General features: G+C 60.0%; 22 protein-coding genes. 7 read left to right on the top strand and 15 right to left on the bottom strand.

Annotated elements, in window-relative coordinates:
* Position 1: 1 nt before the first annotated feature.
* The 3 genes from OHD62_RS23920 to OHD62_RS23910 all read right to left on the bottom strand — a co-directional run bounded on the left by OHD62_RS23920 (position 2) and on the right by OHD62_RS23910 (position 3,439).
* Positions 2-727, bottom strand: a complete 726-nt coding sequence (locus OHD62_RS23920; protein ID WP_263787780.1) for a GntR family transcriptional regulator — start codon at positions 725-727, stop codon at positions 2-4.
* 343 nt (positions 728-1,070) lie between these two features.
* Positions 1,071-1,748: a methyltransferase family protein gene (locus tag OHD62_RS23915; RefSeq protein WP_263787778.1), complete on the bottom strand. Its 678-nt coding sequence runs from the start codon at positions 1,746-1,748 to the stop codon at positions 1,071-1,073.
* A 203-nt stretch (positions 1,749-1,951) separates the two neighbouring features.
* Positions 1,952-3,439, bottom strand: a complete 1,488-nt coding sequence (locus OHD62_RS23910) for a PAS domain S-box protein (RefSeq protein ID WP_263787776.1) — start codon at positions 3,437-3,439, stop codon at positions 1,952-1,954.
* A gap of 2 nt (positions 3,440-3,441) precedes the next feature.
* On the opposite strand from OHD62_RS23910, the gene OHD62_RS23905 reads away from it, so the two are divergent.
* The gene (locus OHD62_RS23905) at positions 3,442-3,900 is read left to right on the top strand and encodes a hypothetical protein (protein ID WP_263787775.1); all 459 of its coding nucleotides are present in this window, start codon (positions 3,442-3,444) and stop codon (positions 3,898-3,900) included.
* Between the two features lie 172 nt (positions 3,901-4,072).
* Here OHD62_RS23905 and OHD62_RS23900 read toward each other — a convergent pair whose 3' ends face one another.
* The 3 genes from OHD62_RS23900 to OHD62_RS23890 form a co-directional block, all read right to left on the bottom strand.
* Positions 4,073-4,297 (bottom strand): DUF2934 domain-containing protein, encoded by a 225-nt coding sequence (locus tag OHD62_RS23900; RefSeq protein WP_263787774.1) that lies wholly within the window; start codon positions 4,295-4,297, stop codon positions 4,073-4,075.
* 81 nt (positions 4,298-4,378) lie between these two features.
* Positions 4,379-4,585, bottom strand: a complete 207-nt coding sequence (locus OHD62_RS23895; protein ID WP_008876831.1) for a hypothetical protein — start codon at positions 4,583-4,585, stop codon at positions 4,379-4,381.
* 94 nt (positions 4,586-4,679) lie between these two features.
* Positions 4,680-4,979 (bottom strand): DUF1236 domain-containing protein, encoded by a 300-nt coding sequence (locus OHD62_RS23890; RefSeq protein WP_263787771.1) that lies wholly within the window; start codon positions 4,977-4,979, stop codon positions 4,680-4,682.
* Between the two features lie 251 nt (positions 4,980-5,230).
* On the opposite strand from OHD62_RS23890, the gene OHD62_RS23885 reads away from it, so the two are divergent.
* A complete protein-coding gene (locus OHD62_RS23885) occupies positions 5,231-5,551 on the top strand; it encodes a DUF982 domain-containing protein (protein ID WP_263787770.1) in 321 nt (106 codons plus the stop codon).
* Positions 5,552-5,579: 28 nt separating this feature from the next.
* Here OHD62_RS23885 and OHD62_RS23880 read toward each other — a convergent pair whose 3' ends face one another.
* On the bottom strand, positions 5,580-5,909 hold the full coding sequence (locus tag OHD62_RS23880; RefSeq protein ID WP_263787767.1) for a hypothetical protein: 330 nt from the start codon (positions 5,907-5,909) through the stop codon (positions 5,580-5,582).
* Positions 5,910-6,061: 152 nt separating this feature from the next.
* Between OHD62_RS23880 and OHD62_RS23875 the strand changes: the two genes are divergently transcribed.
* Positions 6,062-6,466 (top strand): hypothetical protein, encoded by a 405-nt coding sequence (locus OHD62_RS23875; RefSeq protein WP_263787765.1) that lies wholly within the window; start codon positions 6,062-6,064, stop codon positions 6,464-6,466.
* Positions 6,467-6,791: 325 nt separating this feature from the next.
* On the opposite strand, the gene OHD62_RS23870 is transcribed toward OHD62_RS23875, so the two are convergent.
* From OHD62_RS23870 to OHD62_RS23840, 7 genes are all read right to left on the bottom strand, one after another.
* On the bottom strand, positions 6,792-7,085 hold the full coding sequence (locus OHD62_RS23870; RefSeq protein ID WP_263787763.1) for a hypothetical protein: 294 nt from the start codon (positions 7,083-7,085) through the stop codon (positions 6,792-6,794).
* Between the two features lie 192 nt (positions 7,086-7,277).
* Positions 7,278-7,379 (bottom strand): putative RiPP precursor, encoded by a 102-nt coding sequence (locus tag OHD62_RS23865; RefSeq protein ID WP_263787761.1) that lies wholly within the window; start codon positions 7,377-7,379, stop codon positions 7,278-7,280.
* A gap of 187 nt (positions 7,380-7,566) precedes the next feature.
* A complete protein-coding gene (locus OHD62_RS23860; RefSeq protein ID WP_412177415.1) occupies positions 7,567-7,887 on the bottom strand; it encodes a hypothetical protein in 321 nt (106 codons plus the stop codon).
* A complete protein-coding gene (locus OHD62_RS23855; RefSeq protein ID WP_263787758.1) occupies positions 7,884-8,102 on the bottom strand; it encodes a hypothetical protein in 219 nt (72 codons plus the stop codon). Before OHD62_RS23855 ends, OHD62_RS23860 begins: the two co-directional genes overlap by 4 nt.
* Positions 8,087-8,356, bottom strand: coding sequence for a hypothetical protein (locus tag OHD62_RS23850; RefSeq protein WP_263787756.1), 270 nt, complete (start codon positions 8,354-8,356; stop codon positions 8,087-8,089). Before OHD62_RS23850 ends, OHD62_RS23855 begins: the two co-directional genes overlap by 16 nt.
* 99 nt (positions 8,357-8,455) lie before the next feature.
* The gene (locus tag OHD62_RS23845; protein WP_263787754.1) at positions 8,456-8,623 is read right to left on the bottom strand and encodes a hypothetical protein; all 168 of its coding nucleotides are present in this window, start codon (positions 8,621-8,623) and stop codon (positions 8,456-8,458) included.
* A gap of 3 nt (positions 8,624-8,626) precedes the next feature.
* Complete coding sequence (locus OHD62_RS23840) at positions 8,627-9,397, bottom strand: N-acetylmuramidase family protein (protein WP_263787752.1); 771 nt, start codon at positions 9,395-9,397, stop codon at positions 8,627-8,629.
* Positions 9,398-9,488: 91 nt separating this feature from the next.
* Between OHD62_RS23840 and OHD62_RS23835 the strand changes: the two genes are divergently transcribed.
* The 4 genes from OHD62_RS23835 (at position 9,489) to OHD62_RS23820 (ending at position 11,646) form a co-directional block, all read left to right on the top strand.
* The gene (locus OHD62_RS23835) at positions 9,489-9,680 is read left to right on the top strand and encodes a hypothetical protein (RefSeq protein ID WP_263787751.1); all 192 of its coding nucleotides are present in this window, start codon (positions 9,489-9,491) and stop codon (positions 9,678-9,680) included.
* A gap of 489 nt (positions 9,681-10,169) precedes the next feature.
* Positions 10,170-10,337, top strand: coding sequence for a hypothetical protein (locus tag OHD62_RS23830; protein WP_263787750.1), 168 nt, complete (start codon positions 10,170-10,172; stop codon positions 10,335-10,337).
* Positions 10,338-10,521: 184 nt separating this feature from the next.
* A complete protein-coding gene (locus OHD62_RS23825) occupies positions 10,522-10,698 on the top strand; it encodes a hypothetical protein (RefSeq protein ID WP_263787748.1) in 177 nt (58 codons plus the stop codon).
* Positions 10,699-11,091: 393 nt separating this feature from the next.
* Positions 11,092-11,646 (top strand): acyltransferase, encoded by a 555-nt coding sequence (locus tag OHD62_RS23820; RefSeq protein WP_263787746.1) that lies wholly within the window; start codon positions 11,092-11,094, stop codon positions 11,644-11,646.
* Here OHD62_RS23820 and OHD62_RS23815 read toward each other — a convergent pair.
* On the bottom strand, positions 11,639-12,106 hold the full coding sequence (locus OHD62_RS23815) for a methyltransferase domain-containing protein (RefSeq protein WP_412177422.1): 468 nt from the start codon (positions 12,104-12,106) through the stop codon (positions 11,639-11,641). The genes OHD62_RS23820 and OHD62_RS23815 overlap by 8 nt on opposite strands.
* Positions 12,107-12,409 lie beyond the last annotated feature (303 nt).

Below are 12,409 nucleotides of genomic sequence, written 5' to 3'. Positions count from 1 at the left end.
CTCAGAACTCCAGATGAAGGGCGAAATGCGCCGGATTGAGAAGGCTGGTGACGAACTCGATGGCGCGGCCGTCGGCGGCGCGCGTCAGCCGTCGCGTGCGCAGGAACGGCGTTCCTGGCGCACAGTCGAGGATCGCCGCGTCCTGGGCGCTCAGCATCTCGATATCGACCCATTCCTCGCCGTGATCGGGAACAAGCCCCGCACCGCGCAGCGTTTGGTGCAGCGAGCCCTCGCGCAACCCGCGCAACGGCACGTCCTCCAGCTCCGGCGACAACGGCAGACGGCTGCGCTCGATCGAGATGGCATGGCCGTCATCGGCGTTGCTGCGCACCCGGTCGACGGCGATGAAGAAGGGACTGTCAACGCCGAGCCTAGCGGCGAGTTCGGCATCCTGCATGACTTCGAGCCTGAGTGTGCGCGTCTCGGCGTTGGCGCCGGCATTGGCGAGCGCGCGCGACCAGCCGACCGCATCGTCGACCGGCATGCCGTCGAAGGTCACGAACGAGCCAATGCCGACCTTGGTGGTGATCAGCCCGCGGCTCGACAGTTCCTCGAGACCCTTGCGGATGGTGTTGCGGCTGACGGAGAAGCGCTGGACCAACTCGTTCTCGCTCTGCAGGCGGTCGCCAAAGCCGAGCACACCGGAACGGATCTCGTGTTCGAGAACAGTCGCGATCTGTTCGGGCTTGCCTGTGCCGGGAGATGACAGAGCCGCGCGGCGCGCCATGAAAATACCTGTTCAGTAAACCTGTATAGTCCTGTTCAATATCTCGCGGGAGTAGTCGTGTCAATGCCAGGACCGATGCACTTGTCGCCAAAACAGAAGTGCACCAAAACACAAAAAAGCCCGCCACATGCGTGGCGGGCTTACCGACGAACCGGAGGCCAATTCATGTCGCGCAAAAGTGCGCAGCGATTTTGCGACAACGACATGCACAAAAACAAGAATATAAAGCGCGTCGCATGAATCCGCTCAAACGCGACGCGCTCTAGGAACGTGTGGAAGAAGCCTCGCGGCTGGTTCGGCACTTCTTTCGGATGGCATTTTTGAAGACGATCTCCACGCAGCTTCAGAAGATCCGCGGAAACAGCCTGTAGCGAACACGCTGCATGTAATCCTGGTATTCCGGCGTCGTCGCAAGGATTGCCTCCTCGCGCAAGATTCGGTGGAGTTGGAGGGCCGTGATCAAGGCGTAAGCGGTGAAATTATAAAGCGAGAAGCTCGACAGCAGGAAAAGAATGTGGCCCATCAGATAGCCGGAATAGATAGGGTGCCGCACCCATCGATAAGCACCCCCGGTGACCACGCCGCGATTTGCCGGCAGGATGGCGAAAGACCGCCCCAGCGACATCTTTCCCCAGATGACAAACCATAGCGCCAGGAACTGCAGCGGCGCTGCGACATAGAGTGGGATGATGGGCACGCCTTGTTCCAGCATGATGAAACCGGAACCGAAACTGGCGACCAGCGCCACGACCACGGTCAGCGGATTCCAGTCGCGAACCAACGGCCGGCGCGACAAAAGCAGCCAGATGAAGGTCAGCGTCTCGGAAATCGTCAGCAACAGCACGTTGAGGCGGGTCGGGTCGAGCACGAGATGATGGATGCCGCGATAGACAAAGAAGCCCGCGACAAGCAAGGCAATGCTACGAAACAGCGCTTCGCGCACATCCATCAGGATTTCGCGCTTGCGCGCCTCCAAGATCGCATTCTGTCTTGCCGGCGGCAGAACGTCACTGCTTGACATGAGCAAAGCCTATACCCCTGGTCCCTCGGGGTGACCGTGGCACGCAAGAATTGCCGACGGGTTAATCATTGCCCCAACAGGTGCTAAGTCGCGGAAAATTCTGAAAACCGGACGACTTCCGCAAGCTGCAAGGCGATACGGCCCCCAGGAATCAAGGAACCGACCTGCCGACAGCAGCCATCAGAGCGAGCCGGCTTCATCCTTCAACCGGCGGCAATGTCGGCGAGAGACATTTCGACAGACCGCAACGGCGCTTCGAGCGTCCAGATGACGCCCTGCTTGTCGAACTCCAGCCGTCCGGTGCCGCTGAGTGCCTGGGGTGCGACCCGCTTGAGGACGACGGTTCCGAAACCGCGCCGCGCGATCGCATCCACGACCGGCCCATCCAGTTCGCGCCAGATCAGGCGAAAAGTGCGGGCGCCGTCGGCGGCAATTGTCACATCCCACTCGATTTCGACCCGGCCGCCGTGATGGGAGAGCGCTCCGTACTTGGTCGAATTGGTGGCCAGTTCGTGGAAGGCAATGCCCAGATATTGCACGGCGTTGGGCTGGAGTATGACCGCCGGCCCAGTCATCGAAACGCGAGATTGCACTGCGAACGCCTTGAGCTGCGCCTGGACGAGTTCGCCGACCGTCGCGCCGCGCCATTCGGCGTTGACCAGAAGATCGTGGGATTCCGAAAGTGCCGTGATGCGTTCTCGCACCTGTCCCAGGAATGCCTCCGGGGTGCTCGTCAGCTTGCTGGTCTCGCGGATCATCGAAATGATGACCGAGTACTGATTCTTGACGCGATGATTGACTTCGCGCATGAGCAAGCGGATACGCCGCTCGCTCTCCTTGGAAGAACTGATATCGCGCGCGATCTTGGAAGCGCCGATGATCCGCCCGATGCCGTCACGGATCGGCGAAATGGTGAGCGATACCGGAATGAGCGTGCCGTCCTTGCGTAGGCGGACCGTTTCATAAGATGGGACGCGCTCGCCGGCGCGGATGCGGCTGATGATCGAGACTTCCTCGTCGAGATGGCCGGGCGGAATGAGAATGGTCACTGGCCGACCGATCGCCTCGGCCGGCGTATAGCCGAACAGGTGTTCTGCCGCATCGTTCCAACTGGTGATGATGCCATTGATGTCCTTCGAAACGACGGCGTCCATCGATGACTCGACAATGGCGGCTAGTCGCATGCGGGCTTCGTCGGCCATTGTCTGTGTGCGCAGATCGAGCAGCGTGTTGATGGCACCGACCACCGCGCCCACTTCGTCGCGAAGCAAAACCGGGTGCGCGCTGAATGGGATGAGCTGGCCATCCGGCCGCTCGGCGATCGCCTGGCCCCAGCGAACATCCCGTTCTTCAAGCAGGGCAATGGCCATCGGGCATTCGTCATGCGCCATTGCCCTTCCATCAAGATGGCGAAGTTTCCATGAACCGCACCATTGATCCTGGCCGATGATGGGACGGTGCCCCCACAGATCTGCCGCGGCTTCATTGAAGAAGGTGATCCGGCCCTGTTTGTCGGTGGTGTAGACGGCGACAGGCAGCGCCTGCATCAAATCGATGGAGGGTACCTCTGGAATCCCAGTCCTCGCTTGTTGGATGACGTTCACATCCTCCCCCGCCCGCTCGATTTCCAACAGATTGCTACGACTGCTGAAATGCACGGAAGTGGTTTCAGTTCCCGGCTGGGATGCCATCGATGTTTCTTCTGATGCCTTTGTCACAGGCGCACTGGGAGGTTCCTGACCGGAATTTTACGGGAACCTTCATTATCCCGAGCGGTTTCCACCACAGTCGCAATGCGGCGACAATCGAAAAATGGAGACAAACCATGTTTACGAAAATCCTCGCAGCGTCTGTGTTAGCCGCCGGCTTGGCCACTTCGGCCATGGCCCAGAACGCCGACGGACAGGGCGGCAACACTGCTGGGACTGGCAGCGACAAAAGCGTCGTAGTCGACCCGGCCGATCCCAATCCTGGGAATTCGAACGCTGTCGACTTTGGGATCACCAACAGCATCATCGGAGCGCCTGACGGCTGGAATTCGAATGCTGATCAAAACTGTCCGGTGAACCCGCAAGGCGCGCAGCCGGACGCGTCGAACACGGTTGCCGGCTCGGTCTCACCGACCGTCAACGACAACCATTGCGGCAAGTAGCCGAAGTCAACACGGATTCCCGCAATTCACGCTTCTGCCGCGCCACGGACCGAACTCAGTCCGCGGGCAGAAGCGTCATATGTCTCAACGTTCCGACAGCCAGATTTCCATACTGGCGTGCCCAACGCAGTAATGGCTGCCGGATATCGGATGGCTCCCAAACAGCCGGATGCTAGCTTGGTGTTGAGGCCTTCTTCGGCTTGCTGTCCTTGGGCTTGCTGCCCTTGGCGGCAGCAGGCTTCTTGGGCGCCGCTTTCGCTTTCGGCTTGCTGTCCTCGCTGTCGATCTCGGCGGCCGCCTGGTCCCAGTGCTGCTGATGCGCGCCATCGGGTCGGCCGGCTTGTTCCCAGATTGCGTGTGCCCGCCTGCGAATGCGTTCCTGCCTCTCGTCCGTCACTGTTGTCTCCATCGGTTCCATTCAAATCCGTGAGCAACAACTGTTTTAGCTGAAATTTCGATCGGCGTCTTGGGGGCGGCCTCAGCCTTTGTCTGACAGAACCGCGACACCAAGCAGCGCCGCCTTCTTCTTGATCAGCCCTGCCAGATCCGCGTCCGAGCGCTCCGTTCCGGTTCGCTCACGCACGACCTCAATCACCTCTTTCATCGACAAGAGGCCAGTTCCCCGTTCTACAAGCAATTTGTCGACGACCGCGACCACATTGGGCGAATCGACATGCGGCAACATGGAAGTAGCTCCTTCATTCCCGAGACAAAGTTCCTGCGGCCAGAGGCAGCCCGCCGCTCTCTCTTTCAACTTACGGAGAGAACGGCGGGTAAAGTCAGTCTATGACCTGCACAATTCTGCGGGTGCCGGGGTCGACCAGCACGGTATGATTGTCAACGACCACGTATCTGTACTGCACGTCGGGGATCTCCTGAAGCTCGACCGTGTCGGGCAAAGCGGAACCGACATTGAGTTCCACGCCCAGCAGGCTAACCGACGCCAGCGGGTGCTTGTGCACATGTTCGCGAATGATGGTCTGCTGTTCGGGTGTGACAATCACCTGATCTGCAGCAGCCACGCCTATGCCGGCCAGCAGAACAAACCCTGCAGCGGCAGGGACAAGGTGGATTTTCATCATCTTCTCCTGTTGCTGTTGGCAGGCTCGCCATCAGTGGCTTTAAGCGCATCACTACCGAGAAGGGCGAGCCTGTGAGCAAACGCCGGGAAATCCCTCTTGTTCCGTAAGTCGACACTAATTGATCATCGGATTTGCCGGCCGCCGCTATCGGCTGTCGCGCCGTCACGACCTATCGATAGCATCCCGCGGGAACCGTATCGGCCAGATCTGCATTGAAGGCGCGCTGCGATCCTGTCTGGGAGGTCCATATGGAAGACATGAAGTTCGACGCCCCTGTGGCGATTGCCGTCGGTGCCGGCTTCAAACGCGAAATCGCATCACTCGCTGAAATGCAGAATTTTCTGAAGGAATGGTCTCCAGCCCGGCGCGGTCCCATCTACGAGACGGCCGTCCGGGCTTGCAATGCGGCGCGCGCCGGGCACTTGACCGTCGACCAGGCGCGGCGGGCATTCATCAGCTTCGCCGAGGTGACCGGCATGATGTGGACCGGCGTTGATCCGGTCACGGCGTTGCGTGAGGCCAAGAGCGCAAGGAGCATTCGCCCCGGGACCACGCGACACCCGCATTGAGGCCGGCGATTTCAGGCGCGAACGGTGCCTACTGCTTGGGCGGCTGGGCCGGCACCTCGCCGGGCTTGATCACCGGGGTCTTGCCTTCGTCCGGCGGTGGCGCGGCCAGACCTTGATCGCCCGTCGGTGGTGGCTGCAGCACGCCGTCGCAAAGATCGAGCGTGTCGGACAGGCTGCTCTTGTTGCTGCCATCGTTATCGACGGGCGGCTTCTGCTGGCCATTCTGCGGATCGGCCTGGCAACGCCCGGACTGGAACGGGGTCTGGTCGTCTGTCTGATCGGGGGTCTGGGCAACAGCTGGTGTCGCCAGGGGCAAGGCCAGTGCGCCCGCCACAAGCAATCTGTGGAGAGGTTTCATGTCCAGCTCCTTTCTTTGCGAGCTACTTGCCAAAGCAAATGGGCGGCGATTGGTTCCGGCGTGCGGCAACGCACCCCAAGTCCGGCGCACTCATAGGTGCGTTGCTCCTGTTCGACCGAGACGATAGTTTCCGGCTATGATGAGGGAATGACATGCGCTTGAAACGACTGCTGCTGATCGCAGCCATATTCTGCGCACATGATGCGAATGCGAAGCCCGCATGTGAGCGCGGTTCGCCTGAAGTTCTCGAAATGCTGGAATGGACGACCACGCACGGCGACCAGGGCGCCGACATTACCTTGAAGGTCTTCAATCCGAACGATCGCGAGATCAACAGGATCGACGCCACGGCATGGTTCAAGGATGCTGCGGGCACGGTCATCGGCCAAATCAAGATCGATCCGGACCTGCACCTGGAAGCAAGCCAGTTCATCTACGACGTGAGCGATCTGCCATGGGCTGGCGGCCTGGAGGCGGTCGCCCGCGAAGACGTCAGCGGCGTCATCTGCACGATTTCGGTGCTCTTCGCCGACGGCACGGCGCAAGAATTCAAATAGCCCGCTCAAGAAGAAAAAACGCTCGGCTTACGGGCGGCGGGCGTGGCCCGTTGGGGAATCGTTAATCAGCGATTGCTACTATACCGGACTATGACCAAGAATCTCGGAAATGCGCAGACGAACATTCCTAGGGAAACGGTGAACCGCTCTCTCGTGAGCCGGGTGGCGCCGGCCATGTTTCCGTTGGCGGTCGTTGCGCTTGGATATCTGGTCGGCCGGCAATTCTTCGGGTTCTAGTGCATGTCGCGCAAAAGTGCGCAGCGGTTTTGCGATGACGACATGCATAAAAACAAGAATTTAGAGCGCGTCGAGTGAAGCTTGCATCTCAATCCGGGAAATCGAAGACCGGCTCCTGGCAGCGATGGACCAGGCATTGTCCGTCACGTGTCCTGACATAGGAGGCGATTGGCACCTCTGGCCAATCGCACTCGTTGCCAAATTGGCGGACATATCGATCGTAGGTGTTCGGGCCGGTGGTCAGCACGGCCGCGTGACGGCTCTGGATCAAAAGCTGCGTCTGCTCGCACGTCATGGTGCGCGTGTCCGGCCGGGCGTAGGCCATGCTTGTGGCGGCAAACAAGATCGCTCCGGCCGTTGAGGCGATTGGGCGAATTGGCATGTCGGCATCCTCTCGAGATTCGCCGTGCCTAACTCGCACCATCGCTTGTGGTTCCGCGCGTTTGGCACTGTAGCGGCAAGTCCTAACCTTGGTCACCGGAGCTGGCTGGCCGAAGAGCGAGGCGGACCGAGCTCTTAAAAGCAAAAAAGCCCGCCACACCTTTCGGCGTGGCGGGCTCTCAAAGAATTGGCGTCACTGCGGTGTCGGCTCCGGCTCATTCGACACCACCGCGGCAGCGATCGCCGCAAGCTTGCCCTTCTTGATGAGCATCGGCTTTTCGTAGATTTTCTTCATAAACCCTCTCCTCGTTACACCGAAAAATTGGCTTGTCGATCCCGTTCTGTCAATAGGCGGCGGCAATTGCCATGAGATTTACTCAAGCAGGGGATCTTAATGCTGTCGCGCAAAGTGCGCAGCAGGTTTGTTACGACGACATGCGTAAAACAAACGCGCCGCGCTTAGACTTCCGCAAGGCGCGATTTCACTCCTCCTTCATCAGTTTGAATCGCCGTACCATCACCTCGAATACGATGTCTGATATCCACATAGCCGAGACGCCAATGAGGAACGCCGCGGCCAGCGTCGTGGTGTCGTCGTCCGGGACCGGCAGGCCGGTCGCCCGGAAATAGTGCACCACGGGAAGCGTGAGGTAGGCCGCCGCCAGCGCGCCACAGATCGGCGACGCCACCATCTCGCGGACCTTGTAGCGGTGGCGCGACAAGGCTCGCAAAATGCCGCCGGAAAGGCCGGCGACCACCACCGGCGCCTTGATGCCGAGCGTATCGAGAAGCTCGTGTATCATGGCACCCACCCGCACCATCTGGCGCCCTTCCCGTTGTAGGCGTTCATCTCGTCGAGTTCGGGCCGCGTCATCGCCGCGACGACGGAAGCTGACGAGCGGCGCGGCTGGTTGTGATCGCACCAGACCTGGCGCGGATTATCGACCAAAGCCGGTGTCGTGCATCCGGCGAGCAACAAGCCCCCCGGCAGCATCGCGATCATCAGCGCCTTGCCCATCGCATCGCCTCCCGCCGCGCCGCCTCGTCCGGCAGGTCGCGCGCCGCGCGCTCGGCATCGGTCGCCTCGCGGTCCATTTCGAGGCGGTCCTCGGCGGCGGCGAGTTTTCCCGCCGCTTGCCTAGCCGCATCCTTTTTCGCCCGGTTGACCCCGCTGGCAACGTAGAGCCCGATGCCGCCGACGAGCGCGGCGAAGATCGCCATGATCGTCTTGTTGCCCGCGAGCGCCGACAGGATTGCGAGGAGCGCGCTCATAGCAACAGCCCAAGGATCAAGCCAGCGACCGCGCCGACGACGAACGGCGGCCAGGATTGGCGGAGGTAGGCGGTGATGAGTTCGACCCGGCCTTCCATGTCACGCGCCCTGGTTCGGGATGCGATAAACGCCGCCGGCCACAAGCGCACCCACGATCAGGTCTCGCACCACACCACCGAGGCCGGGGATCTCGACCTGAAACTGCTGAAGGCCGATCAGGACGCCGATGCCGGCGACTGCGACGATGAATTTCGAATAGCGAGCCATGGTTCATTTCCTTCCGAACAGTTTGAGAATGAGGTTGAGGAGCGCGGTCCAGGAGCCTTGCTTTGCCACCGGCGTGGGCACAGGAGCCGCTACGGGCGGCGCGGCGGGCCTTGACGATTGCGGGGTCGGGACAGGTGCTGGCCGGGGAACCACGGAAGCGGCCGCCGGCGGCCACGGCGTATCCTTGATGCGCGACCATTTGCGATAGGCGTCGGCAAGGCGGGTGTCGTAGGCGTTCTTCCTGTAGGACGCACCGTTGTAGCCCTTGGCGAAGCCGGCCCAGTCGTGATTGCGCAGTTTGTCGCCGAGCCGATTCTTGGCAATGAAGTTGACCGCCGCGGCGAGCTGGTGCTCCTCGTCCTCCATCATCGCCTCGACCATGGCCTGCACGGTGCGGAAGCCGGCCGCCTCGAAATTTTCGCCGAGAACCTGGCCGAGGCCCCAGGACGCCGATTTCAGCGCCGCCGTCTCGTCGATCGCGATAGCCGCCTTCAGCCTGGGATAGCTGTCCTTCGGATAGGGTTTTTCGCCCCACTTCGGATAGGCAAGGCTGGCCGCGACGGCTTGCGCCCGCGCCGCCCCCGACAGATTGCGGAAAAAGACATGCGGCTCGAACAGGATGATCGGCCGGCCCTGCGCATCGAAGCCGTGACCGCTGGTCTCGACATCGAGAAAGGCGTGGATCTCGTCCTCGCCGACACCGATCAGGGCGCCAAGCCGGGGCAGATCGAGGTCGTCCAGACGCTTCGCAGCGCCCTTGAAGGCTGTGTCCATGGCAGTTCCTTTCCGCCCGGGCCACGGGCAGTTGATGTTTGCAAGCGATCGTGTGAAATGAGCCCAAAGGGGAGGACAGGCGGATCTGCACATGTCGGAAGACGAAGAAACGGCAACGGCCGCGGCGCGCTGGACGATGAAAGCCGAACTAGCCGCGCTCGGCCGCGACAAGCCGCTGCTTTTGGTGCTGGCGGCGATCCTCTGCCTCTATTGCGGGCTGGTCGCCGGGCCGATCCTCTATGCGTTCCTGGCCATCCAGGGCATGGCGGATTTCTTCAAATGACGGTGCTGGCTGTTTGAGAACCGCTCCATCCGTGCCCTCGCGTCGATCGAAATCGCTTAGCCGGGATGAAACTGCTCCGGTGAACCGTTCGTACCTTGTGGGACACAAGGTGCGGGAGGGCACGTGACGATAAGGATCAGGCTCCCGGGGGGAACTCTGAAGATCAAGAAAAAGGACGAACTGCGTCGCCGTGAGCAGAAACGCGAAGTTCCGGTCTGGCAGATCGGAGATCACTTCATCATCTGGTGGCCGAGCAGCATGTCGGATGGCCCATCGAAACGCCCGCCAAAACAATGATCCTGCGCCGGTCTTGAAGAATCCCGAGCGGACAAGGACAGAACGGCGATGCCTCGATCTGCGGCACCGCGCGTCCTTCGCACGCGCCGGCACGTGTTTCGGAAACAGTCCCAGAAATAGTCAACACCCAGCGGTTGACTCTTCCGTGGCGGAAGCCCTTTGTTGCTGCATTGCACAATGGGATTTGGGCCGATGGCGGTACGGATCAAGTTGCCGGGCGGCACCTTGAAGATGAAGGTGTATCGGGAGTTGCGGGATCGCGAACGCGAACGTCGCGTGCCGGTCCTGAAGCTGGGCTCTCTATATTTTATCTGGTGGTCGAACCGCCAGCGTCCTTCGAAGGACCAACGGCCGGGCTGACGCGCGTCGGACGATCCCGGCAGGGCAATGTGCTGCGGCCCTGATCATAAAACCGTTATCCGACGTCTGTATCATGGATCGTCCAGAAATAGTCGATGACCAGATGTTGACTCTTCCGCGACGGAAGGTCTCTAATTGCTGCAATTGCACATCATCGCTGCGTTGCACAACGGGAGTTGAACCGATGGCAGTGCGTATCAAATTGCCGGGTGGCACGCTGAAGATGAAGACCTACCGCGAGTTACGCGGTCGCGAGCGCGACCGCCGCGTGCCGGTCATGAAAATGGGCTCGCTGTATTTCGTCTGGTGGTCGAACAGCCAGCAGGGCACTCACAACAAGCCGCAGGACAGCCATCGCTAGGCTGTGGCGCCTGCGCTCAGAGCGTGTCCCTCGGACGCGCAGGTGAGATACCACCTGCACGAGCTCTCTGTAATTGCTCCTATCCGAGCCAATCACGTGAACATCCCTCACCATCGCACTTGCAAAGTGCAGCCGCTTGCCGCAAGTGATGGCGGGCAAAAGCGAGGGACTTAGTGATGGCAGACTTACCGATAGCGCTAGCATGCTTCCGATATTCAGCCCAGTGATAGAGCGTATGACCACTTTTGTGGTCATCGACACCGACAACCAGGTAAAGCTCCGAAAGCATACGAAGAAATCTGCGGCCACCAATTGGTGGCATTTCATGTTCGTCTGCAGTCAGACGTTGTCGAAGAACGGCCGCCCCTAGCGCCATTTGAACAAGGTTGACCGATGCCGTTCGTGCCGTCATTTCTGCAGCGTATCGCTGGCATTAAAGCTGGCACTGGTACCAAGATGAGCGTCCGGAGCATCCGCACCGCCCGCAATGGCCGTCACAGGATCGGCGAGAACTCCAATCTAAGTTGTTATTTTTCATATGACCGGGCTGAGGCACAGATCACGATCGGCGACCGCACCTACATTGGCAAAAGCCATTTGGTCGCCGCTAGTCACATAGCCATCGGAAATGACGTGATGATCTCGTGGGGCACGACGATCGTTGATCACAACTCCCATCCGCTGGATTGGAAGCAGCGAGCCAACGATGTTGCGAACTGGAACCAAGGCAAAAAAGATTGGACCGGCATCGGCATCGCACCGGTCTTCATTGAGGATCATGCTTTTATAGGTCTCGGCGTCATCATCCTCAAAGGGGTCACGATCGGTAAGGGTGCAGTGGTCGGCGCCGGGTCTGTCGTGACAAAGGATGTAGAACCGTTCACCATAGTTGCGGGCAATCCGGCGAGAGTGATCGCCGATCACTCGGCGCGCCAGCAGGCTACTTAGTACCGCATAGAGCGCCGGCCATGTAGGTCATGTTCCGCACCGCTGTCTTCGGTGCGAACCTCAGAAACTCAGTGCGCAGCTTGTATTTCACCCAGCCTTTGGACTTACCCGCCAGATGCTGTTCGTAGGCGAGATCGTGTGCGAACGTCATTAGCCTTTCGACCTTCAGTCCGGACGTCTTCAGCAAATTGTCAAAAGTCAGCGGCGTGTAGAAGTTGATGTGCCCGTAGGGACCGGACATGCGGATCGCCTTGCTGAGATTTCTCGTATGCTCCAGAGGCACCTCGATATACAACTTTTTGCAGACCCTGGCCGCCTCCATCAAGAACATCCGCTCATGCTCGACATGTTCGACCACATGAATGGCAAGCCCGAGATCGAAGGATTTGTCGGGGTGCGGGATGTGGTAGCCGTCGAAGATGTCGAGGCTGTCCAGGTTGGCGATCTTTCTTGCCTTGATCGCTTCAATCCCACTGGTCGAAATCTCGACCGCTCCAAGGGTTTTCCGAGACCCTTCTTGTTCAGCTTGTCCAACACGGCACCCTCGCCAGCACCTATGTCGAGGACCTTTTCGAACCTCTCGCCATCGATGATCGCATCGATGTGACCGACCGACTGTTTTGAGGCGATCTCGCGTTTCGTAGCGACCTTGCCGTCTGTGTAATAGTCGTCATAAATATCGATGATACTACCGGCATTGGACATTGTGTTGGACTCCTCTTTGGGAACCGTGCCATAGCGAGCGAACCGCGTCCAGTGCGGA

The sequence above is a fragment of the Mesorhizobium sp. YC-39 genome (assembly GCF_025753795.1).
Classification (GTDB): domain Bacteria; phylum Pseudomonadota; class Alphaproteobacteria; order Rhizobiales; family Rhizobiaceae; genus Mesorhizobium.
Note: the sequence above shows the minus strand (reverse complement) of the source record. Positions and strands in the feature narration are given on the sequence as shown.